The sequence below is a fragment of the Psychrobacter halodurans genome (assembly GCF_017498075.1).
Lineage (GTDB): Bacteria > Pseudomonadota > Gammaproteobacteria > Pseudomonadales > Moraxellaceae > Psychrobacter > Psychrobacter celer.
In genome coordinates this window covers 1-22,563 of record NZ_JAGBKN010000034.1, presented here as the reverse complement: position 1 = coordinate 22,563, position 22,563 = coordinate 1, and the positions used below count along the sequence as shown (strand labels likewise).

Below are 22,563 nucleotides of genomic sequence, written 5' to 3'. Positions count from 1 at the left end.
GCTAGGTTTGCAACGCAGTATGGCGCAATTTTAGCATCAGCCGTAGGGACAGGACTCTTTTTTGCCGCTTCATTGGTAAAAATAGACGCTTAGAGCGACTAAGCTTACTATTTTTACCTTCGAATCGTCTAAAAAATAGTCTCTGTCAGTGCCATGGTTGAATGTTCAATACGCCCTATTACCCAAAAAAGGCTGTGAGCAGCTGACGGTGATTCCTTTGACGCCCAAACACTGGCACGCTATTTTGGACATGGCCGAAACATCAATGTTACTGTCCGACTGACCTTGGTTGACTGTGTAACGATTGGGTAAGAAACCTGCTGGCATCTATGCACATTTATCTGTGCGTTTGCTATTTAAATTCTGCTATATTACAAATGTCGCAATACCTTCTTTTTTTATGGCTAAGTCACTGCCAACTCATCATCAGGACGCATTTATGAGCGCACCCAAATTATTATTATCAGCATTAACGTTAAGCATGGCTAGTCTGGCCCTCAGCGCCTGCGGCAGTGATGGTGACAAAGTCAAAGAGGAATATGATCGTATTGAGGATCAGGTAAAAGAAGAATATGATCGTATAGAAGACAAGGTCAAAGAAGAGTATAAAGAGGTAGAAGACAAACTGAGCGATGACGAAAAAAGCATGGCTGAGATTTTGGAGTCCGTGTTTTTGCCAGAAGAGTCGCTAGACAACTTCTTAGACAAACTCACCCCAGAAGGCGGCCTCGGCGGCTTGTATGTCGGACACTTCGTTGAAATTGAGGACGGCGATGATAATGATATCGATATCGGGGCTGTTTATTTTGACATCAGCAAAGACGGTTTGGGCAGCGTCGATGGTAGTTTTAGCTACCAGCAACAAGCTTGTCAAGAAAACAACACACTGGGCATCAACTCTGCAATCAAAGTGGACAACTATATCGCAGGCAAAGTGACCGGCAGCCTCGATACGCTAGCGTTTTTGGATGTGAAGTATGTCAATGACTTGGGCATTGAGACACCGAACCTATTTACCACCTTTGCAGGTAGCTTTGAGAAAAAACAAGCGGGTACCGCGTGGCAAGGCAGCTTTGAGTATCAGGACGGTCTGGGCGGACAAACGCTAACCAGTAGCGAGAAAAACTGCAATGTCACTTATACCATCAGCGACCGCTCTAACTTTAAGACCTACCCACTTGATTACCGCCTAGGTGAGCTGAATGTAGATGTCAGCGGCAATGGCAGTCAAAAAGTCGCGACATGGCAAAACCCGCGAAACACACAATATATACTGGTCAGCCAAATCGATATCAACAAAGCAGAGACTGGCGCGAACGGCTATGTACAAAATCTGGTATTGTCCGCTGGTGAGACGACCTTTTCTCCGCTTATCCCAGCTAGCCCGACCAACTACGCTATCGTTGTACAAGCCTTTGACGCGGCAAACGATCTGATCGGCTATCAAGCGGTGGTGCAAGACTTGCCTGAATCACTATAAATAAGCGCAGCACAGCCTTTCTCTCTTGGCTCAGGCTTTGTAGCCTATTTCTCGTAGCCTATGATTTATAGTCTATAACTTGTGACTCATGGGCGACTACGCTCCGGTGGTGTTTTTACAGTCATATATGACGCGTTAAAGCGTTGACATCAGGGGGCGGCTTCTTTACCATCTTATCTAATGATGACCTGTCAATTCCCCTAGTGAATTGACGGGTTATTTTTATTTTGGTGCCTAGACTTTTATTTTATCCTGAGGGCGTGTCTTTATTTCAAAAATGGTGATAAAAATGAGATAAATTGCGGCCAAACAAGGAAAATAGCGCCGTTAATATCGAGATATAAACCCGCTATTTGACGATGTTTGGCAAAATTTGGCCATTTTTGGCCCATTTAGATAACTATCGAGTGAATTGAAGACACGCCCTAGTCTATATGCGCTTGTTCATATAAATTATCGGCATCATTATCATCTTATACCATTTTCAAAGAGTGCAACATATAGCTGATGGCAGTCTGCCAGTATGCTTTTTAGAGCAGCGCATCAATCGCCGTACGGTACTGACTGGTTTTAGTTTTTATGATTGAACGCTTTGAAAATGGTGTGGCTGTTTCCCTATTCATTTGTTGATGGCGCGTTTGACGCCTCAACGATCATTATCGTCAAGAATAAAAAGTTGCTCACTATGGTTTTCCCATTATCCTTTAGAGATTTTAGAAGCTACAGCTTACGCTTAGGCGTGCTGGCACTTCCTATTTTGATTACCCAGTTTTGTCAGGCGGCGCTGGGTGTGGTAGATGCCATCATGGCAGGTCAGGTCTCAGCGCTTGATTTGGCGGCCGTGGCTGTCGGCTCTGGTATCTGGCTGCCGCTGTTTTTATTGGCCACTGGCATCTTGATTGCCACCACGCCTCTGATCGGTGAGGCCATCGGACAAAACGAACACAGTAAAGTACCTCATATCACCCAGCAGTCTTTGTGGACTGCTGGGGTTATCGGTATTGTTGGCTTCATTATTGTGAATTTGGCACCCAATATCCTTGGTATCATGGGCGTACCAGCAAACATCCAACCGATAGCGACACAGTACCTACATGGTGTATCGTTTGGGTTTCCTGCGCTGGCCGTTTATGCTGTCCTTCGCAGCTACTGCGAAGCATTGGGTCGGCCTGAGCCGGTAACCATTATCAGCATCATTGGTCTGTTAGCGGACATCCCACTTAACTATATCTTCATTCATGGTTTGTTTGGGATGCCTGAGATGGGCGGTGCAGGCTGCGGTGTTGCTACAGCTTTGGTACTATGGATAAACGTGCTACTGCTTGCTACCTATACCAGCTTTACCAAACGGCAACAATTTGCCAGTACCCGCTTTTTTTATGGTTTTGCCAGTCCTAACCGTCAGCAAATCAAAAAACTGCTAAAACTGGGCATTCCCATTGGTGTTTCTATCTTTTTTGAGGCGAGCCTCTTTAGTTTGGGCGCGCTTGTCATCAGTCCGCTTGGCGAGCTGGCGACCGCATCACATCAAGTCGCACTGGCGGTGACCTCTCAGCTGTTTATGATACCGATATCGGTCGCGATGGCACTGACCATCATGATATCCAATCGTTTTGGCGAAAAAAACCTGCTGGCACTGCGTCAAGTACAGGCAACGGGGCTGACCTGGACGATACTCATTGCCCTCACATGTATGCTAGGGATTTGGCTATTTCGACCACAGCTGGCAGCAGCCTTTACCGACAACCCTGCGGTCATCGCTCAGTCTATGCATTTGCTGGTATTTGCTCTTGGTTATCAGCTGTTTGACGGCTGGCAGGTCAATGTCGCGGGGATACTGCGCGGTATGCAGGACACCACTGTACCGATGTGGGTGACGTTGTTTTGTTATTGGGTGGTGGCATTGCCGCTGGGTATTTATTTGGTACGTTTTACCGATGTCGGCGCTCAAGGATTTTGGATGGCACTGATTACGGGGCTGTTTTTATCCTCTATCTTGTTGACGCTGCGTTTGCGTTATCAACAAAGACGTCTAACGGCGCTTTGGGGTTAGGGCTATCATACAAATGTACGACCGAACGCAGCACGATGTACAAGCAGCATGGCTCAAAAACCACATCGATAATGATAAATCGTAGTGGGTTTCTTACTAAAACAGCTAGATTACGTCAAAATATGTAAAAATTCTCAGTTAACAACTGTACATTGATTGCTCATTGGCCTGAATCTAGGTATCATTAGCAATCAAACAATATTTAGTTACACTATTTCTCGAATTTAGTACAAGGCAAGATAAAAACTATGGATATTGAAAAAATACGCACCCTCATCGCCCTCATGGAAGAAAGTGAACTGGTCAATCTAGAAATCAGCTCTGATGACGAACACATCAGTCTCACTCGTCACTATGATGCCCCTGTACCGACCATGATGGCCGCTCCTACTGCTGGCGCAGCACCAGTGGCTGCAGATACAAAACCAGCAGCAAAGGCAGGTAGCGTTGAGACATCGCCAATGGTTGGCGTTTTTTATTCTGCCCCAAGCCCCAATGATCCGCCGTTTGTTAAGGTCGGCCAAAAAGTACAAGCGGGCGACACACTTGGTATTATCGAAGCGATGAAAATCATGAACCCTCTTGAGGCCACCCAAAGCGGTGTCATTGACGAGATTTTGGTAGATAACTCTGAAGTTGTGCAGTTTGGTCAACCTGTCATACGCTATAAAGCGTAACGATATTTGCCTCACTTTACTTCATACTGATTGAGTCTTTAGCACTTTATTTCGGCACCTTATTTTGGCACTTTATACCGTTTCACGTTGTTGTAAACTGTCACTACCTACCGATGCCGAATACGGATATCAAATGCCGAAGCTCCCCATCAAGGCTCAATCAATGTCTGCCGCGTCAAAAAGGATGACCCCATGATAAAAAAACTGCTCATTGCCAATAGAGGTGAAATCGCCCTACGTATCGTTCGAGCCTGTAAGGCGTTAGGTATCGAAACCGTCGGCGTCTACTCCACCGCAGATGCCAATCTTATGCATCTGCGCTTTGTTGACGAAGCTATCTGTATCGGCAAACCCAATGCCAACCAAAGCTACCTCGATATCAATACGATCTTGACGGCGGCAGAAATAACGGGTGCTGACGCCATCCATCCAGGCTACGGTTTTTTATCTGAAAATGCTGAATTTGCCGAACAAGTAGAAGAAGCAGGACTGACCTTCGTCGGTCCCAATGCCGATCATATCCGCTTAATGGGCAACAAAGTCTCGGCGATTAATGCCATGAAAAAAGCAGGCGTGCCAACCGTCCCAGGCTCTGTGGGCGCAGTCACCTTGCACAATGCCGAAGAGCAAGCCCGCAATATCGGCTTTCCGCTTTTGATCAAAGCTGCCTCTGGTGGTGGTGGTCGCGGCATGCGCGTGGTCGAGCGTTTTGATGAGCTGATTGGACAAGTACAAGCCGCCAAACAAGAAGCGGAGCTGTGGTTCGGTGATGACACCGTCTATATGGAGCGCTATCTACAAAACCCGCGCCACGTCGAGATACAAGTGTTAGGGGATGGTAATGGTAACGCCATTCACCTCTATGACCGTGATTGCTCACTACAGCGCCGTCACCAAAAAGTACTAGAAGAAGCCCCTGCCCCTGATATCCCAGACGATGTGCGCGAGCCTATCTTAAAAGCCTGCGTAAAAGCCTGCGAGCTGGTCAAATATCGCGGCGCGGGCACCTTTGAGTTTTTGTTCGAAAACAACGAGTTTTTCTTTATCGAGATGAACACGCGCGTGCAAGTAGAGCACCCTGTGACTGAGATGATCACCGGTATCGATGTGGTCGTCGAACAGCTCAAAATCGCAGCCGGTTATGGCCTGTCTTATCGTCAAAGCGAGATCGAAGTACAAGGTCATGCGATTGAGTGCCGTATCAATGCCGAGGACGCTGCTACTTTTGTCCCCTGCCCAGGCACCATCTCTCAGCTGTTTACACCAAGCGGTGCAGGCGTGCGTTTTGATTCACACCTCTACCCTGGCTATGAGATACCGACCTATTATGACTCGCTCATTGGCAAGCTGATTTGCCATGGTCAAACGCGCCAACAAGCGGTGTCCAAGACCCTGCATGCGCTTGATGAGCTCGTCATTGAAGGCATCAAAACCAATATACCGCTGCATCGCGATGTGATTTTGGCGGATGACAATTTTGTCCATGAAGCCCAAAACATTCACTACCTAGAAAGAGAGCTTTTAACGCCCAACAATGCCAAAGCCGACTCATAATTTGGCTTGCTGTATGACTCAATAAAAAACCGCCAATCAACGATTGGCGGTTTTTTTGACCAAATAAGACATATACAGATAAAGGCAAGGCTACTGATATAGACTTTATTGGCTGGCTGTGTCTACGCCGCTCGATACTGCGCAAACCCCTTCTAGCAGCGCGATATCAGTTTTTAGGGATTTAACCATATCAACCTTGATGAGAGCTTATGGCAGGATTCTATGAAAATTCATAAAGCATTCGTTACCCTCAGGATCTGCACACCACTGCATTTGGTTGCCATCATGGTACAAAAACGCAATGAGTGCCTCATCGGTCTGATCAATTTGATTGCCTGAGCAGTCTACTTCGTTATTGTCATAAACAGTCTTGAGGGCGATAATAGGCAGCCCTTCCTCGCGGTGCGTCACCAAGTAACGTCCGTACGTCCATTCCTTACCACTTACCGCCCACATCTCATTATCCGCACCAAAGTTATACAACTCACGGCATTGATTAGACTTAGCAGTTGAGGCGAGTAAGTTTTGATCGGTATTTGGCTCAGTCTGTAGGATGCGCTCCTCGCTTTGTGTGAGTATCCCGCCTGCTGCGGCGCCCTCCTTAATCTTCGGCTCGCTATTCGCTGACGCCAGTCTCTCTTTTCGAGCCGCTTGCCGCGCCTGCGCGTCTTTGGTCATCGTGATGCTACTGTCCAAATCTATCTCCCACTGCCCCGCGATAGCAGGACTGATATGTGTCGTGATGGTCGGTTTGGTCACGACTTCACCATTGGCAGGTAATGAGGCCAAAATAGAGGCCAAAGTAAATGAAGCAAATGATATAGGTTCCATAATTAACCTTTGATTTATTGTTTTATAGTAGGTGCTATATACGTTAGCGTAAGTCTTAGACACTAAAAACACAAGTAACTTTATGCTATTAGTCGTAACGCCACCAGTGCTGTCTGTACCTCACACAAAACAACGCCATAGCGCCGCTTGCATGATGCAAAACGCTATGGCGTTATAATAACCAATAGTAGGGGCGTATCACCCGCTGTCAGATTTAGGCGGCGACCGCACCGACTGCCTGCGCAAAGGCCGATAGCGCGCCTTTTAGCATCGCCGATACCGTACTACTGCACGTACCGATACCAGAGTACACCTCACCATCGACATTTAACTGAATGTAAGCGGCGGCTTTGGCGTTGGTTTTATTGTCTCGATTGGTATCATCATCGATGCCGTGACCACTATTATGCTGCGGGTTGATTGCATGCTCAGCATAATTGATGATGTGCAATGACTTCCCTGTATGTTGGGCCAAACCATTGATAAAGGACGACAACGGCCCATTACCAGTACCATCGATGTCGATGATATCGCCATTCATCTGCACTTGACCATTAAAGTAGACCTCGCCGCCTTTATTATTGACACTATAGTCTAATAGCTCAAAGCTGCCTTGCTGCAGATAGGTGTCTTCAAAGGTTTGCAAGATTTCGTCGTTTTGCAATTCGCGCGCCACGCGTTCGGCTTGTTTTTGTACCACACCGCTAAAGTCGATCTGCATCCAGCGCGGCAAATTAAAGCCGTAGTTACGCTGCAAGATATAAGCGACGCCGCCTTTACCCGATTGGCTGTTGATACGGACGACATCTTGGTAGCTACGACCAATATGCGCAGGATCAATTGGCAGATAGGCCACATCCCAGATATCGTCCGTCTCGTCTTGATGTCTTTCATTATAATCGAGCGATTTTTTGATGGCGTCTTGGTGCGAGCCACTAAAGGCGGTAAACACCAGCTCACCAACATACGGATGACGCGGATGCAGTGGCAAGTTATTACACTCGCTCACCACCTGTACAATTTCGCTCATGTTGCTAAAATCAAGCTCAGGATCGACACCTTGGCTAAATAAGTTCATGGCCATGACCATGACATCCATGTTACCTGTGCGCTCGCCATTTCCGAGCAACGTGCCCTCGATACGATCGGCACCCGCCAAGACGCCAAGCTCTGCGGCTGCTACCGCGCAGCCGCGATCATTGTGCGTATGCAAACTGACCGTCAAATGCTCTCTGTGGGTGAGATGACGGCAAAAATACTCAACCTGATCGGCAAAGACATTGGGCATAGAGGCCTCAACCGTGGCGGGTAAGTTTAAAATCACTTCCTGCCCATTTTGGGGTTGCCATACCTCACAGACAGCATCGCAGACCTCCACCGCATATTCAGTCTCCGTCTGGCTAAAGCTCTCAGGAGAATACTGAAAGACCCATTCGGTTTCAGGATATTTAGCCGCATAATCTACCAACAGATTGGCCCCAGCGATTGCTATCTCTTTGATCTCGGCTTTGTCTTTACCATAGACTTTTTCGCGTTGGACACGGCTCGTTGAATTATAGACGTGGACAATCGCCCGCTTAGCGCCCTTCAACGACTCAAAGGTACGAGCGATCAAATGCTCACGCGCCTGTACCAATACTTGTAAGGTGACATCATCAGGCACATGGTTTTCTTCGATAAGTTTGCGGGCAAAATCAAACTCAACCTGCGCAGCCGATGGAAAGCCGATTTCGATCTCTTTAAAACCGACGGCGACCAAGGTCTTAAAAAAACGCATTTTTTGCTCGATGGTCATCGGATCAATCAGTGCTTGGTTACCATCACGCAGATCCACGCTTGCCCAGATTGGTGCTTTGTCGATTGTTTTGCTCGGCCATGTGCGATCTGGCAGCGCAGGAGCAAACGCAAATGGACGATACTTTTTATAATCAAAAGCAGCATTTTTTGGGGTGATCTTGGCAGCTGTGCTTGCCGCCGTGCGTGTGGCTTGGTCAGACATAATCAATCCTTAGATGATATCAAGGGTTATGGGTTTTACAGGATGGTTGATGATTGGATTTATGTTTATCATACGAGATAACCACTCTTTATGCCATCATAATATCAAATTTTGTCAGCCGAAAATCAGCTTTCTTTTGTCTTATTTGAGGCTATTTTGGTGAAAAACTCCGAATTTATCACTATAATTAGTACATTTCACTAATAAGATGGATATTTATGTCAAACAGCTATATTGATAAAGGGTTTTCTGTAGAGATTGACGAGACCGACAGAGCGCTATTACGCTTGCTACAGACGCAAGCGCGCATGAGTATCACGGAGCTGGCAGAGCAGGTCAATCTCTCGGCGACGCCATGCGCGCGCCGCATCAAGCGCTTAGAAGACACCGGCATCATCACCGGCTACCACACACAGACAGACGCGCAAAAGCTCGGCTACCCGCTTGCCGTCTTTATCGCCATCAGCATGGATCGTCATACTGCCGAGCGTTTTGAGATATTTGAGTCAAAAATTCAAAGCTTTGATGAAGTGGTGAGCTGTAGTATCGTCACCGGTCGTACAGAGGACTATCTGATTAAGGTGCGGGTACGCGATATGGCGCATTATGAAGAGTTTTTATTGCATCGCCTCAATCGTATCGAGGGCGTCGCCCAAGTACATACAAGTTTTGAGCTGCGAGAAGTGTTTAGCCGCAATGTGGTTTGACGGCTATATTAGGACGTGCCGCGCTGGCAACTTGAATCTAGCCAAGGACACGCCCTAGGTATAACAGGTGCAATAGATACAACAGGCACAATCATTTGTGATTTTAGCTCACCGTCTGCCCCAGCATCTGTACCCGCTGATCGCTAAACATGTCCATATCGGGCGCAAGCGTACGCATAAAACGATCAAAATACAACATCTGCTTGGTCAATAAGGCAAAGTCCCGCGGGAAGTGAATACCATGACGTTTGCCAACTTCCACGATTTCTAGCATCATCTGGTTGAGCTCGTCGGCTTGCTCTTTACTATTAAATGGCACACCGCTAGTAAAAGCTTTGTCCTCTGCCATGATGGTCTGCATCATGCGCTGCAAGTCATCGCCCAGTGCGGCGACATCCACCTGATGGCTCTCGTGCGTCATTTCCATATCGACCATATGACGTGCCATCGCTTGATAGTCACTGTCTTGCATGGCCTGCATCATTCCCATACAAGCGCGCCAGCTCTCAGCTTTGAGCCTACCCACGATTCCAAAGTCTAAAAAACCAATGCGTCCATCGGTCAGCAGCATCAAATTACCCGCATGCAAATCTGCATGGAAACTATTACACAGCATCAAACTGGCAAACCAGGTGTTTAAGGTATCCGCCATCACCTGCGCAGGGTCGGCACAGTACTGACGCATCAGCACTTCATCGACCATTGATACCCCATACAATCGGCTCATGGTCAACACACGCTTGGTGGTCAGCGCCTCATATACTTTGGGCGCGACCACGCGAGTATTGCCAGATACTGCTAAAAACTGCTGAAAATCTCGAATGTTTTGCGCTTCAGCGATAAAATCCGTCTCGGCCAGCATACGCAACCGAATCTCATCGATGATCGGTGCAATACTGGCAAATTTCATCGATGGCATCAGCAGCTCAAGCAGTTTGGTAACCCCATACAATACGCCCAAATCCGTCTGCATGATGGTCTCGACACCAGGTTTTTGTACCTTGAGCACCACCTCATCACCATTATGTAGGCGCGCAGCATGCACTTGGGCGATAGATGCCGACGCCAGCGGTGTCGGGTCGATATGCGCAAACTTATCCTCAAGCGTCATGCCATCCGTTGCCAGCTCTTCATTTAATACCTGCTCGATATAGGTGTACGACAATGGCGTGGTTTGATCCAAGCAGCTCTGAAACGCTTTGACATACTCACGCGGAAACAACGATGGCGTGCTGGCGATAAACTGGCCTATCTTGATATAAGTGGTGCCAAGCTGCTCAAAGGTTTCTTTTAATAGCCTCGCGTCTGGCTTTTCACCTTTGGCGACTCTGAGCGCCGAGAGACCTGCCACACTTGCAGTTTGACGAACCCGATTGACGACATTGAAGGTGTGTTTTAATAAATGCGGACGATGAATTTTCATAAAAAATAACTTATACCACGATCGATTGAGTTTAGGCATGGGCGCAGATAGGGCATGCTGGGTCTGGACGATAGCCCATCAGCCGTTGCTGCATCTGGCTACCATCCCATATCAGTAGCTTATTTGTCAGTGGATTTTTGGTTAATCCTAGATATTGCAGCGCCGCATTGGCTTGTAGGTTGCCCATAATCGCGGTCGTACTTGCCAGCACACCCGAGTTGGCACAGTTTCGCTCATCTGCCTCTGCATCGATGAGCACCGAGCCAAAGACACAATGATAGCAGCCCGTCTGCCGATGCGGCTCATACAAGGCCAGCTGCCCTTGCATGGCGATCGCTGAGGCAGACAATAACGGAAGCTGATAGCGCACACTGATACGATTGATCATATCGCGGGTAGCAAAATTGTCCGTACAGTCCAATAATAAATCAGGCTTGCCAGATGCCATGCCCAGTAGCTCATAGGCATTGTCTTCGCTCAGCCTTGCCACTGACCCACGCGCCATTATCAACGGATTGATTTTTTCTAACATCTGCGCGGCTGTCAGGGCTTTGGCTTTGCCGATGTCACTAGGCAGAAACAGCGTCTGCCGCTGCAGATTGCTGGCCTCAATCACATCATCATCGATCAAATGGATTTGTCCAAGCCCCGCCCGTACCAGCGTCTCAGAAGCCGGACACCCAAGGCCACCGGCTCCTATCATAACGACGCGCGCTGATTTTAAACGTAACTGAGCATCGACATCCCAGCCCTCTAGCAGTATCTGCCGCGCATAACGCATCAGCTCGCTATCTGATAGCGGCTGTGCCTCTGTCGCCTGCGTCATATCTTTTATCACACTCTTTCACCACGATTTGTTAGAAAAAACATCTAAAAAGCCCTTTATGCCAGATGCCCCAGCGTCACCCGATCGTTTCCGCCATAGTCTTGCACCGTCTGTATCGCGCCAAAGCCATGGGACGAGAGTATCTGACGCACCGCCTCACCTTGATCAAATCCGTGCTCTAGCGCCAGTAGCCCGCCTGCACGCAGATATTTAGGTGCCAGCTGCGTGATATGCTCGATATCAGCCAGACCATGATTGGGCGCACTAAGAGCGCTCATTGGCTCGGCTCTCAAATGTGCCAAGTGCGCATCTTCCTCATCGATATAAGGTGGGTTTGAGACAATCACATCAAACATCATGTCGGTCGGCAGCGACTCATACCAACTGCTCTGGATAAAATCAATCTCCCCCACTTCATTGATCAGCGCATTATACTTAGCAACCTCTAGCGCTTCAGGCGAGACATCGAGCGCAACAGTATGCCAATGAGCATATCGCAAGTGGTGCTTTAGCTCATGCGCCAAACTGATCGCGATACAGCCTGAGCCAGTGCCTAAATCCAAAAGACGTTTTGGTGTAGGATGCTCGTCATTTATCGGCTGCGATTGTATCCATTGTAGTACTTGCTCGACCAATACTTCAGTGTCGGGCCGAGGAATGAGTGTATGCTCATTGACAGTAAAGCTAAGCGACCAAAACGCTTGTTGACCGGTCAGATATGCCAATGGGATACCGGCCTGCAGTTTTTCGATACCCGCATAAAACTGCGCAAGCTCACTTTCTGTCAGCTGATACTCTTCGTCAGTAATCAAAAATAAGGACGGTTTATCAATGACCGCCAGCAGCCAATCTGTAAACCAAAACGAAGGCAAACGGCTATTGTCAGCCTCATCCGATAGCTGGCGAATGTACTGTTTTAGATGTTTAATACTAGACATGACTACCGCTTATATTTTTCATATATACTCTCAAACGCCGACATTAACTACAGAGCCCTAACGATATAAATGACCACTACTCTGATGCACGAGGCGGCGCTTTGGTGTCAGCCAAGTTAGGGTTTGCCTTGGTCAATGAAGGCGCGCCCGCACCATTATCATCATCGTCATTATCATAAATATCATCATTATCACCGATGACGATGTGTTTATCGACAAAATAAATCAGCGCCAAAATTGGAATACCGATGGCAAAGGTAAAAATAAAGAAAAACGGATAACCCATGCTATCGACGATAGAGCCAGAATAGCCGCCCATCACCTTAGGAATCAAGGTCATCAATGAGGAAAAAATCGCATACTGCACAGCCGTAAAACGTATGGACGTCAAAGCAGACAAAAAAGCGATAAACACAGCACTGGCCAGCCCTGCCGCTAAATTGTCAAATATCACCGCCATATACATGATAGGCAGGCTGCCTGGATTATAAGTCAAAACCACAAACAATAAATTGGTCGCACATGCCAAGATGGCACCAATCATCATGACATGCATGATACGAAATCGCTGCGCTAACAGTCCACCCAAAAAGCCACCAGCGATGGCCATAATCACCCCAACCAGTTTTACCGCATTGGCGATGTCGGTTTTGCTAAAGCCCATGTCTTGGTAAAACACATTGGATATGACCCCAGCGACGATATCAGAGATACGATATAAGCCGATCAGCGCCAGTAGCAAAAGCGCTTTCATACCATAGCGTCTAAAAAAATCAACAATCGGTTCAATCCATGTCGCCATGGCAATTTGTTTGTTGACTAGCCCCGCCTGCACCAGCGCAAAGCCTGCTACTAAAGCGACTGCCAAGCTCATCAATAAATGCAGCGTCTCACTAACAAAGCTGACAAACACCCCGTCAAACGCCGGCAAGAGCTGCCCTGTCAATACATAGGCGGCGATAAATGCCATGACAGCAAAGACAAACAATAATACCAGTCTGACATAGTCTTCACGCGTCTCGGCTACCAGCGGTGCTTTATTGATGATTTTTGGCTGATTGATAATAAAGTACAGCAGCAGCAGGGGCGCACAAGCAACCAATGCCAAAAAGTAAAACTTGATACTGGGCAGAGCGACCTGCGGTATCAATGCCACAGGAGTATCGAGCGCCAAGTTAATCAGCATATTGAGTAAATAAACCACACCAAACAACAGCCCTGGTATGAGCAGCAACGCTGAATAAATCAAAAAAACCTTTAAATTGCGATGTTGTTTGTTGCTTTGCAATATCTCAGCGGTCGGCTCATAGCTGGCAAACGTCGTCAAGATACCCAACGTCATGACCCCTGCCATAATATAATAGGTATTGCGCCATGCTTCATAACTATAAAAAGCCTCCGTCGAGCCAAAATAGTCCGCCAAGTACAGCGCACCTGCCCCAGCGACAATCATACCGATACGGTAGCCTGACACATAAATAGAAGACAAAATCGACTGCATAGACGGCGGTGCCAGCTCAATACGATAGGCATCAATGACGATATCTTGGGTGGCTGACGAAAAACCCAGCAATACCGCCGCACCTGCCATATAAATCAGCACATCTTCACTGACAGGATTGACGGTCGCCATCAAAAAGATCGCCAATACGATAAGCAGCTGCGACACCACCATCCAGCTGCGACGCCGTCCCAGCCACTTGGTCAAAAAAGGCACCGGCAGCGCATCAATCAAAGGCGCCCAAATAAACTTAAACGAATAACCAAGTGCCGCCCAGCTAAACATCGTCACCACGCTGCGATCTATCCCCGCTTCTCTTAGCCATAACGACAGACTAGAAAATATCAGCAAGATAGGAATACCGGCTGAAAACCCCAAAAACAGCATCACAATGACACGCGAGTCCAAATAAGCCTTGGCGGCCTCGCCCCATGATTTTTTTGCACTCGGTTGATTGGGTGGCACAGATTTGACAGCAGACATAATAACTCACCAGCACTTAGGACAGATAACACACCATCATACAGCACCACACGCGCATTGGGCTTGTATGACGATAGTCATAATAACAAAATTGAATTATGGTACTTGAGAACGCTGACCTTGACTAGATATTTTTGTATGGGCTGGCAAGTAAATCTAATATTGAGGCTTTATGTTGTCCCTTTATCAATCACTGTATCCCTTTACCGCTTCTACCTTACTTTATTGTTAATCATATTTCTTATTCAACGCCGTATCTTGCTTCTTTAAACAGTTCTTTATCGCAAATACGTTATGACAGCTAATAAAGCTGAATGTGACGAAACTTTCTATATTCACAACCTATGTTTACAGCCTATATTCATAATTATCATAATTTGATAGCTATTTATTATATACAAGAATAATAACTTTGTTTTACACTAGGCCGTATTCGTACGTTTTCATTTTTATATACAAGCATTTTATATACAGGCAGGGTCTGTATATTTATACAATAGGATTTAGTTATGGCAATCGACGTAGTGGTCAATCAGCGACATCTACAAATTCAGCTCAAACAGTTGGAGACGGTGTGGCACACGGTGATTAATGGCTATAACTTAAGCCAGGCTGCGACCGTACTACACACCAGTCAATCGAGCTTATCCAAACATATTGCCGCGCTCGAAAACCAGCTCAAGACCGAAGTGTTTATCCGTCAAGGCAAACGTCTGACTGGGCTGACGGCGATGGGTACGGCGCTGATGCCGCATATCGAGTCTATCTTTGCTGAAATCCGCACCATCGAAAACCTAAGTCTGGATTTTAATAATCCAAATATCGGTACTTTGACAATTGCCACCACGCACACGCAGGCCAGATACGTACTGCCAAAAGTGGTCAAAGAGTTCAAAGAGCGATTTCCAAAAGTCAACTTAATCTTGCAGCAAGCGGATCCTGAGACCATCGCGCAGATGGTCATTCGTGGGCAGGCCGATATTGGTATTGCAACGGAGTCATTGCTCCATAATAACTACCTACGCTGTTATCGTTATTATGACTGGACACACCGCGTCATCGTACCAAGCGATCATGAGCTTGCAGGCTTAGAGTCCATTGATCTGCCGACGCTGGCCAGCTATCCGATTGTGACTTACCATGGCGGCTTTACCGGTCGCGGCGCTATCGACAAGACCTTTAACAATGCTGGTCTTGAGCCTGATATCGTTTTGGCCGCGCTCGATGCCGACGTGATTAGCACTTACGTGGGTCTAGGGCTGGGCATTGGGATCATCGCCGAGATGGCGTTTGAGCCCAGTCACTATCAAAACCTAACCGCCATCCCCGTCGATCATTTTGGACGGTTTACCAGTTGGATGGCAGTACGCGATGATGCTGAGATTCGCCAATATGGCCGCGCCTTTATGACGCTCTGTCAGCAGCAGTTTAGTCAATCGCTATAGCAGCAGTTTAGTCAATCGCTATAGCAGCTGCTAAAAAAGCGCCTATACCCGCTATTCCCCTAGCCGAGATATAACAAGACAAAAAACCTTTATACAGGGCACCGCCCCTCCATACAGAGCACCGCTATTGATATATAGCGGTGCTCTGTATTTTTATCAGTTCAACAAGCATATTAAAAAAATTTTAAGATTTGTTATTGCTACTTTTAAATTGCAGATGCGCCCTAATACAGTCAACTACAAATATAATCATACCGCTTAAAGGCGGTCACAAATATTAGGTGACTTATGAGTAATACTATCCCTTTATCGTTTTTGGATCTCGCCCCCGTACCCGAAGGTAAAACCATCGCTGACGGTATCGCCCAAACCGTGGCAACCGCTCAGCAAGCAGAAAAAGTCGGCCTCAACCGCTACTGGATGGCAGAGCATCACAACATGCCAGGTATCGCCAGTGCTGCCACCTCGGTACTGCTGTCGCATATCGGTAGCCAGACCAGTCGTATCCGTATCGGTGCAGGCGGTGTGATGCTGCCCAACCACGCCCCACTGGTCATCGCTGAACAGTTTGGCACCTTACAAGCGCTTTATGGCGATCGAATTGATCTCGGTTTGGGCCGCGCCCCTGGTACTGATGGCGCGACGTTTCAGGCGCTGCGCCGGCAGATGAAAGATGCTGAGCGCTTTCCGCAGGATGTACAAGAGCTGCAGTATTTTTTGGGCAACGATACGGACAACAGTCCTGTACAGGCGTTCCCTGGAGCCAAGTCTAATGTGCCCATTTGGATCTTAGGCTCATCGCTGTTTGGCGCGACATTAGCGGCGCACTTAGGCTTGCCGTATGTGTTTGCCTCGCATTTTGCCCCGCAGATGCTAGCGCAGGCGATTAATACCTACCGCGAGCAGTTTACACCTTCAGCATATTTACAAAAGCCGTATGTGATGCTGGCCGCCAACCTGCTACTCGCTGATGATGATGCCACCGCACAGTACCACTTTACCTCAGCGCAGCAGAGCTTTGTACGTTTGCGCCGAGGCGAAACGGGACAAATGCCCAAACCCACTCATGATATGGATAGTATCTGGAGTGCGGCTGAAAAAATGATGGTGGATAATGCGCTGTCAGTATCGTTTATTGGCTCAGTTGAGACTGTCAAGCCAAAGCTTGCGCAGTTTTTGGTACAATATGAGCCAGATGAGCTAATCGTCACGGCCAACGTCTATGATCAAGCAGCGCGTTTACGTTCACTTGAACTTACACCAGAGCTAAATTTGTTTACTTTACAATAAGATAGGGCGCTTGCATAATTATTGATAAACCACTATGAGATCATACTTATGGAACCCTCTACTTTTATTGGTTCATCGATATTTTTGTACATTGCAGCGTTTATTGCTGTGCTGGTCGTTGGCGGTTATCTGACGTATCGTACCAGCCCCAAACGCAAGCAGCGCCGCGATAATAAGCGTGCAAAAGACGAGTAGGCACAGACATGCAGTATGCCATTATTCACATTTGCTGATTTCAATACGTGACGATGGCATTGATATAGACGGTGTGTATGGACTGCCTCAAATAGCGCACGCGCCTCATTCAGACCGTCTATATCAGATCAAAGCCAATACACGCAGCATCGCCGCCCCAATCGCCATACCAAACATCCCCACCACTGTCGTAAAGGCCAAAATATTGGCCGCGAGTACATCATTGCCGCCCATGGCTTTTGCCATCACGTAGCTGGCGGCGGCGGTTGGTGACGCCACCATCAAAAACAGCACGCCCATATGCACCCCTGACAGCCCAAAGCTCAGTCCAACGGCGATAGCAACGATAGGCGCTATCACGATACGGCCGATACTTGCCTGCATGGACAAGCCCGATGGATGCAGCATCGATTTTAGATCAATACTCGCGCCAGCACATATCAGTGCCAGTGGTAGCGCCACAGCCGCCAGCAGATCGCCTGTCTTATGAACCACCCCCGTCAGCGGTGGTAGCATCAGCGCCTTGTAGGTAAATGCGGCCAGTAGAGCAAGTATCAGTGGATTGGTAAACAGCTTTTTGCTGATCATCACACTGCGGCTCACCCACGTATCGTCTATGTTTTTCGACACACGGCTGAGCGTAATGACAGCGAGGATATTAAACAATATAGTCACCACACCCATATAAACAGCGCCGATACTCAAGCCGCGCTCGCCATAGGCGTTTGCCACAGTCGCCAAGCCAATGATTGCCATATTGCTACGAAAGACACCTTGGACAAAAACCCCTTGATCGATGGGCCGACTGACAAAACGCTTGGCATAGAGCTCTGCACCGACAAACAAAATAAAGGTCACGACAATACCTGCCACGATCAGCGTGATTTGCTTAGCATAGTCCACTTCACTGTCGACCACACTAAAAAAAAGCAAGCACGGCAAGCAGTAATTAAACACAAAGCTTGAGGCCTGATCGATAAAAACCTGACTGGCCTCACCGCGCCTTTGCATAAAAAACCCCAACCCCATCAGCGCTAAGTTAGGTAAGACAATGGTAATCGCAAAAATGATGGCTTCTATCATAAAAAACTCAAAAAACACCATAGCCGCACAGCAGCACGTTTGCCGCCATGTCTCTATATCAGGTGATAAGGTGACTAGAAAATCAGATAAAGGCCTAATCTAGCATAAAATCGGCTGACATTTGGTCTATCGCCATGCAGCTATAGTCAATCCCACATAAAACTGGCAGGCAGGATACTGTGTGCTACGTGCTTCTGAGTGTCAGTAACTACATCTCGCTACAGGCCAAAAGCGTTATTTATGGTCTGGTTTTTTGACCCATTTGCCGTCCGAGTTTTTTTCGTAGACGTTTTCGACCGCCGCCCATGCCGTGGCAAACCAGCGTGACTCGTCGTCGTACTGCTCGCTTGCACTATTAAATGCCGCAAGAAATATCTCTTGTCCGTGTTTGGGTAGATGGTCTTTTACCGCCACTGGCAGCTCTGATAAGGTATTGTAAGGCATAATCGCACTCCTTTTTTGTCATTAATTGGCTTCATTGCCGATACAGTATTTTACCTGCTATTTTTGTTGTCGCCAAAAACCGCCAAGCCCTTAGCAACAAAAAACCCATAATGACAAATCATTATGGGTGTTAGGGCGAGCCTCTTGCTGTCTTATATTGAATGACAAATCTGTGTCATCATCAAACGCTAAGCGTCGCCTGTGCTTTTTTTTGTTTTTTGACCGTCATGGCTAGCAGCTGAACCGCCGCCGGCGTCACACCGCTGATGCGACCAGCTTGACCTAGCGTCGCAGGCCGTACTTGCGATAGCTTTTGTACGATCTCATTTGATAAGCCTGAGACCACACTATAATCAAAATCCATCGGTAATGCCGTACTCTCCAAACGCTTCATTTGCACAATCTCTTCGGATTGACGGTCGATATAGCCGGCGTACTTGACCGAGATTTCTATCTGCTCACCCACTTGCTCATCGACTTGCGAGTCAGTCATCGCAGCAATATCCGCAAAGTGAATCTGCGGACGTTTTAGTAAGTCAAACGCCGTGGCTTCTTTGGATAAGACCTCACCGGTTTGCTCAGTAAGTTTTTTTCCAAGGGCATTGGCAGGCGTGGCCCACATGTCTTTTAGACGAGCAGATTCGGTGGCGATGGCTTCCATTTTGTCTTGATATGCTTGCCAGCGAGCGTCATCAACCAAACCAAGCTTGCGGCCCGTCTCGGTCAAGCGCTGATCGGCATTGTCCTCACGCAGGAGCAAACGATATTCAGCACGGCTGGTAAACATACGATACGGCTCTTTGGTACCGTGGGTGATGAGATCGTCGACAAGTACGCCCAGATACGCCTCGTCACGGCGCGGTGTCCACGTCTCAAACTCACTATTATTGGTGGTGACGAGTGCCGCGTTAGTACCAGCTAGCAGCCCCTGCACGCCCGCTTCTTCATAACCCGTCGTACCGTTGATTTGCCCTGCAAAGTACAAGCGATCAATGGATTTGGTCTCAAGCGTGGGTTTTAGGCTTTGTGGATTAAAGTAGTCGTATTCGATAGCATACCCTGGACGGGTGATGTGTGCATTCTCAAGCCCCTTCATACTATGAATAAAGTCTAACTGCACATCAAAGGGCAAGCTGGTTGAGATACCATTTGGATACAACTCATGTGTGGTCAGGCCTTCAGGCTCGATAAAGATTTGATGACTGTCTTTATCAGCGAAACGATGAATTTTGTCTTCGATAGACGGGCAATAACGCGGGCCGACGCCTTCGATTTTGCCAGAAAACATCGGCGAGCGATCAAGGTTTTCGCGGATGATGTCATGGGTACGCGCATTGGTATGGGTGATATAGCAATTGACTTGCTCAGGATGCATAGAGACATCACCCATATAGCTCATTACGGGCAGCGGTGTATCACCCGGCTGTACCGTCATGACGCTAAAATCCACCGTACGCGCATCGATACGCGCAGGCGTGCCGGTCTTTAGGCGGCCGACTGGCAGCTTGAGCTCACGCAAGCGGTCAGCCAGCTTGATAGAAGGCTGATCTCCTGCGCGGCCACCTTTTGCGTTTTCAAGTCCGATATGAATGACACCGCCCAAAAACGTCCCTGACGTCAGAACGACTGTTTCTGTCTTGAAAACAATACCTGTCGAGGTAACCACCGCTGTCGCGCGGCCATTTTCTACTAAGATATCATCGGCCGCTTGTTGAAATAAATCAAGATTGGGCTGGTTCTCAAGCGTATGACGAATGGCGGCTTTGTACAAGATACGATCCGCTTGTGCGCGCGTGGCACGTACAGCAGCACCCTTACGGCTATTTAACACCCGAAACTGGATACCTGCCTTGTCGGTTGCCAATGCCATCGCACCACCTAACGCATCTATCTCACGCACTAGGTGCGACTTACCAATACCGCCAATCGCGGGGTTACAGCTCATTTGTCCGAGCGTCTCAATATTATGGGTGAGTAGCAAGGTCTGCGCGCCCATACGTGCGGCTGCCAGCGCAGCTTCTGTGCCAGCATGACCACCACCGATCACTATCACGTCGTAATGTTTTGGGTATTGCATGTATGCCTCACTTGACTCATAACGCGGCCCTCGCTTACTACTTTTTTGTCACGTAGCAAACGCCCAGCCCACAAACGTCAGTCGAATTAAAATCGAAGAAAAAATAAAAAGAGACAGCGGCTCAGATAAGCCGCTGATCAGGGAGTAGATGACCCATTATTATAACAATTTTTTGATGTGTAAAAAATGCTCAAACAAAAACTATTTATAGTAAATAACTGAGGAAGCCAAAGCAAATAATTACCGCTTACTTACTCATAAAGCCGTATAAATGCCATTACTCTATGCTATTGCCAGGGCTTAGTGGCACGATACGATCTTTTTGACTACTACCAAGCATATGGTGACTGCCATAGCCTTCTGGGTTAATTTGCAAATACGCGTTCATTTGTCCAATCGCCTCACCATCATTGCTGGCCAAGATGGTCTCTTTGATATGATTGACAGGCGGTAACGGCAGATTTTTGAGTAAGGCCAAACGCTGCGTATTGTCACCCTTATTGACGACCAACTCAATCAGCTGGCGCGCATCGATGGGCAAATCAGGCGTGTTTTGTGCCAACAAGACCAAGTGATAAGCACCTGCTGCATCTTGATCGGCCACGATACGCTGCTCAATAGCGATATAAGTCGCTTCAGTGGCACCGCCTGCCACACTGAGCTGATGGATACACTTAAGTGCCGAGTGTGGCTCATTATTCGCCATATCGATCAGACGCTGCGACTCAGCTTTTAAATGCTCGCGGCGCTTTTCAATAGCGGCTTGCTCGTTTTGCGGTGCGGTGCTTTTTTCAGGATGATTCATAAGTATCTCTTATTATTAAAATGGCATTTATCCTAAGTCCTATATGGGGCCAAAACCGCTAAAAACAATGCAAAATGCCGCATCACGCCCACAAAAAACCCGAGCCGTGCGTAGGCAGACTCGGGTCTTGGACAGATGTTGCGCCGTTATAGAGACCTTAGCGGCCACATCTTCATACAGATATTACGCTGCAGGACTGTTGGCTTCAACCAATGGCTTAAGCTCACCTGATTGATACATCTCTAAAATAATATCTGAGCCGCCCATCAGCTCGCCATTGATCCATAACTGCGGAAACGTAGGCCAATTGGCAATCTTAGGCAAAGTAGCACGAATCTCTGGGTTTTCTAAGATATTCACAAAGGCAAATGGACGGCCGATTTGCGTCAAGACTTCGATCGAGCGTGCAGAAAAACCGCACTGCGGAAATTGTGGCGTGCCTTTCATATAGATAAGGACTTTGTTGTCACGGATCTGATCACGAATCAGTTGTTCGACATCGTTTGCAGCGGTGTTTGGGGTTTGCTCACTCATAAAAGCTCCTATTGATAAAGCGGTTTATTAAAAAGGTATGTGGGGTAACGGTATTGCCAATCATTCATTCGATAGACAAATAAGCATATAGATATAGTCAGTTGAAAACAAAACTGTCATAATTTCCAAAGCGCGACTGGGATGAATTTTTCGCAGCCTCTGTGTATACAGCACGCAAGGAAAATTTATACCAGTAGCGCTATAACATTTTTAAATTG

19 protein-coding genes are annotated in these 22,563 nt (G+C 47.6%); 8 read left to right on the top strand and 11 right to left on the bottom strand.

Annotated features, from left to right (window positions below; genetic code table 11):
• Window positions 1-439: 439 nt before the first annotated feature.
• From J3491_RS11180 to accC, 4 genes are all read left to right on the top strand, one after another.
• Window positions 440-1,480 carry a hypothetical protein gene (locus J3491_RS11180; RefSeq protein ID WP_207970266.1) on the top strand — a complete coding sequence of 347 codons (1,041 nt, stop codon included), beginning with the start codon at window positions 440-442 and terminating at the stop codon, window positions 1,478-1,480.
• Between the two features lie 685 nt (window positions 1,481-2,165).
• Window positions 2,166-3,533, top strand: coding sequence for an MATE family efflux transporter (locus J3491_RS11175; RefSeq protein WP_075102448.1), 1,368 nt, complete (start codon window positions 2,166-2,168; stop codon window positions 3,531-3,533).
• Between the two features lie 248 nt (window positions 3,534-3,781).
• Entirely contained in the window at window positions 3,782-4,210 is a 429-nt protein-coding gene (gene accB / locus J3491_RS11170; RefSeq protein WP_075102426.1) for an acetyl-CoA carboxylase biotin carboxyl carrier protein, read from the top strand.
• A gap of 192 nt (window positions 4,211-4,402) precedes the next feature.
• Window positions 4,403-5,764 (top strand): acetyl-CoA carboxylase biotin carboxylase subunit, encoded by a 1,362-nt coding sequence (gene accC, locus J3491_RS11165; RefSeq protein WP_075102425.1) that lies wholly within the window; start codon window positions 4,403-4,405, stop codon window positions 5,762-5,764.
• A gap of 207 nt (window positions 5,765-5,971) precedes the next feature.
• On the opposite strand, the gene J3491_RS11160 is transcribed toward accC, so the two are convergent.
• Together J3491_RS11160 and leuA are read right to left on the bottom strand one after the other, a co-directional pair.
• Entirely contained in the window at window positions 5,972-6,595 is a 624-nt protein-coding gene (locus J3491_RS11160) for a hypothetical protein (protein ID WP_075102424.1), read from the bottom strand.
• A 214-nt stretch (window positions 6,596-6,809) separates the two neighbouring features.
• Window positions 6,810-8,594, bottom strand: a complete 1,785-nt coding sequence (gene leuA / locus J3491_RS11155; protein ID WP_207970265.1) for a 2-isopropylmalate synthase — start codon at window positions 8,592-8,594, stop codon at window positions 6,810-6,812.
• Between the two features lie 218 nt (window positions 8,595-8,812).
• Between leuA and J3491_RS11150 the strand changes: the two genes are divergently transcribed.
• Window positions 8,813-9,301, top strand: coding sequence for an Lrp/AsnC family transcriptional regulator (locus J3491_RS11150; protein WP_100749496.1), 489 nt, complete (start codon window positions 8,813-8,815; stop codon window positions 9,299-9,301).
• A gap of 103 nt (window positions 9,302-9,404) precedes the next feature.
• On the opposite strand, the gene J3491_RS11145 is transcribed toward J3491_RS11150, so the two are convergent.
• The 4 genes from J3491_RS11145 to J3491_RS11130 all read right to left on the bottom strand — a co-directional run bounded on the left by J3491_RS11145 (window position 9,405) and on the right by J3491_RS11130 (window position 14,472).
• A complete protein-coding gene (locus J3491_RS11145) occupies window positions 9,405-10,724 on the bottom strand; it encodes an ABC1 kinase family protein (RefSeq protein ID WP_207970264.1) in 1,320 nt (439 codons plus the stop codon).
• Between the two features lie 31 nt (window positions 10,725-10,755).
• Entirely contained in the window at window positions 10,756-11,550 is a 795-nt protein-coding gene (locus J3491_RS11140) for a HesA/MoeB/ThiF family protein (RefSeq protein WP_207970267.1), read from the bottom strand.
• A gap of 56 nt (window positions 11,551-11,606) precedes the next feature.
• Entirely contained in the window at window positions 11,607-12,488 is an 882-nt protein-coding gene (gene prmC / locus J3491_RS11135; RefSeq protein ID WP_207970263.1) for a peptide chain release factor N(5)-glutamine methyltransferase, read from the bottom strand.
• Window positions 12,489-12,564: 76 nt separating this feature from the next.
• The gene (locus tag J3491_RS11130; RefSeq protein ID WP_207970262.1) at window positions 12,565-14,472 is read right to left on the bottom strand and encodes an AmpG family muropeptide MFS transporter; all 1,908 of its coding nucleotides are present in this window, start codon (window positions 14,470-14,472) and stop codon (window positions 12,565-12,567) included.
• Window positions 14,473-14,981: 509 nt separating this feature from the next.
• On the opposite strand from J3491_RS11130, the gene J3491_RS11125 reads away from it, so the two are divergent.
• The 3 genes from J3491_RS11125 to J3491_RS11115 all read left to right on the top strand — a co-directional run bounded on the left by J3491_RS11125 (window position 14,982) and on the right by J3491_RS11115 (window position 17,402).
• Window positions 14,982-15,917, top strand: a complete 936-nt coding sequence (locus J3491_RS11125; protein ID WP_075102417.1) for a LysR substrate-binding domain-containing protein — start codon at window positions 14,982-14,984, stop codon at window positions 15,915-15,917.
• A 288-nt stretch (window positions 15,918-16,205) separates the two neighbouring features.
• Window positions 16,206-17,207: an LLM class flavin-dependent oxidoreductase gene (locus J3491_RS11120; protein ID WP_207970261.1), complete on the top strand. Its 1,002-nt coding sequence runs from the start codon at window positions 16,206-16,208 to the stop codon at window positions 17,205-17,207.
• Between the two features lie 48 nt (window positions 17,208-17,255).
• Window positions 17,256-17,402: a hypothetical protein gene (locus tag J3491_RS11115; RefSeq protein WP_207970260.1), complete on the top strand. Its 147-nt coding sequence runs from the start codon at window positions 17,256-17,258 to the stop codon at window positions 17,400-17,402.
• A 123-nt stretch (window positions 17,403-17,525) separates the two neighbouring features.
• On the opposite strand, the gene J3491_RS11110 is transcribed toward J3491_RS11115, so the two are convergent.
• The 5 genes from J3491_RS11110 to grxD form a co-directional block, all read right to left on the bottom strand.
• A complete protein-coding gene (locus J3491_RS11110; RefSeq protein ID WP_207970259.1) occupies window positions 17,526-18,485 on the bottom strand; it encodes an AEC family transporter in 960 nt (319 codons plus the stop codon).
• A gap of 234 nt (window positions 18,486-18,719) precedes the next feature.
• On the bottom strand, window positions 18,720-18,929 hold the full coding sequence (locus tag J3491_RS11105) for a ChaB family protein (RefSeq protein WP_207970258.1): 210 nt from the start codon (window positions 18,927-18,929) through the stop codon (window positions 18,720-18,722).
• Window positions 18,930-19,110: 181 nt separating this feature from the next.
• Window positions 19,111-21,006, bottom strand: a complete 1,896-nt coding sequence (mnmG, locus tag J3491_RS11100) for a tRNA uridine-5-carboxymethylaminomethyl(34) synthesis enzyme MnmG (RefSeq protein ID WP_207970257.1) — start codon at window positions 21,004-21,006, stop codon at window positions 19,111-19,113.
• A 277-nt stretch (window positions 21,007-21,283) separates the two neighbouring features.
• Window positions 21,284-21,811 carry a hypothetical protein gene (locus tag J3491_RS11095; protein WP_207970256.1) on the bottom strand — a complete coding sequence of 176 codons (528 nt, stop codon included), beginning with the start codon at window positions 21,809-21,811 and terminating at the stop codon, window positions 21,284-21,286.
• Window positions 21,812-21,994: 183 nt separating this feature from the next.
• Window positions 21,995-22,345, bottom strand: coding sequence for a Grx4 family monothiol glutaredoxin (grxD, locus tag J3491_RS11090; RefSeq protein WP_075102413.1), 351 nt, complete (start codon window positions 22,343-22,345; stop codon window positions 21,995-21,997).
• Window positions 22,346-22,563 lie beyond the last annotated feature (218 nt).

Coding starts and splice junctions, on each gene's coding strand:
- J3491_RS11110 (WP_207970259.1), bottom strand. CDS start 18,485: ATGATAGAAGCCATCATTTTTGCGATTACCATTGTCTTACCTAACTTA.
- J3491_RS11120 (WP_207970261.1), top strand. CDS start 16,206: ATGAGTAATACTATCCCTTTATCGTTTTTGGATCTCGCCCCCGTACCC.
- accC (WP_075102425.1), top strand. CDS start 4,403: ATGATAAAAAAACTGCTCATTGCCAATAGAGGTGAAATCGCCCTACGT.
- J3491_RS11105 (WP_207970258.1), bottom strand. CDS start 18,929: ATGCCTTACAATACCTTATCAGAGCTGCCAGTGGCGGTAAAAGACCAT.
- J3491_RS11180 (WP_207970266.1), top strand. CDS start 440: ATGAGCGCACCCAAATTATTATTATCAGCATTAACGTTAAGCATGGCT.
- J3491_RS11145 (WP_207970264.1), bottom strand. CDS start 10,724: ATGAAAATTCATCGTCCGCATTTATTAAAACACACCTTCAATGTCGTC.
- J3491_RS11150 (WP_100749496.1), top strand. CDS start 8,813: ATGTCAAACAGCTATATTGATAAAGGGTTTTCTGTAGAGATTGACGAG.
- prmC (WP_207970263.1), bottom strand. CDS start 12,488: ATGTCTAGTATTAAACATCTAAAACAGTACATTCGCCAGCTATCGGAT.
- J3491_RS11130 (WP_207970262.1), bottom strand. CDS start 14,472: ATGTCTGCTGTCAAATCTGTGCCACCCAATCAACCGAGTGCAAAAAAA.
- J3491_RS11125 (WP_075102417.1), top strand. CDS start 14,982: ATGGCAATCGACGTAGTGGTCAATCAGCGACATCTACAAATTCAGCTC.
- leuA (WP_207970265.1), bottom strand. CDS start 8,594: ATGTCTGACCAAGCCACACGCACGGCGGCAAGCACAGCTGCCAAGATC.
- J3491_RS11095 (WP_207970256.1), bottom strand. CDS start 21,811: ATGAATCATCCTGAAAAAAGCACCGCACCGCAAAACGAGCAAGCCGCT.
- mnmG (WP_207970257.1), bottom strand. CDS start 21,006: ATGCAATACCCAAAACATTACGACGTGATAGTGATCGGTGGTGGTCAT.
- J3491_RS11175 (WP_075102448.1), top strand. CDS start 2,166: ATGGTTTTCCCATTATCCTTTAGAGATTTTAGAAGCTACAGCTTACGC.
- accB (WP_075102426.1), top strand. CDS start 3,782: ATGGATATTGAAAAAATACGCACCCTCATCGCCCTCATGGAAGAAAGT.
- J3491_RS11115 (WP_207970260.1), top strand. CDS start 17,256: ATGGAACCCTCTACTTTTATTGGTTCATCGATATTTTTGTACATTGCA.
- J3491_RS11140 (WP_207970267.1), bottom strand. CDS start 11,550: ATGACGCAGGCGACAGAGGCACAGCCGCTATCAGATAGCGAGCTGATG.
- grxD (WP_075102413.1), bottom strand. CDS start 22,345: ATGAGTGAGCAAACCCCAAACACCGCTGCAAACGATGTCGAACAACTG.
- J3491_RS11160 (WP_075102424.1), bottom strand. CDS start 6,595: ATGGAACCTATATCATTTGCTTCATTTACTTTGGCCTCTATTTTGGCC.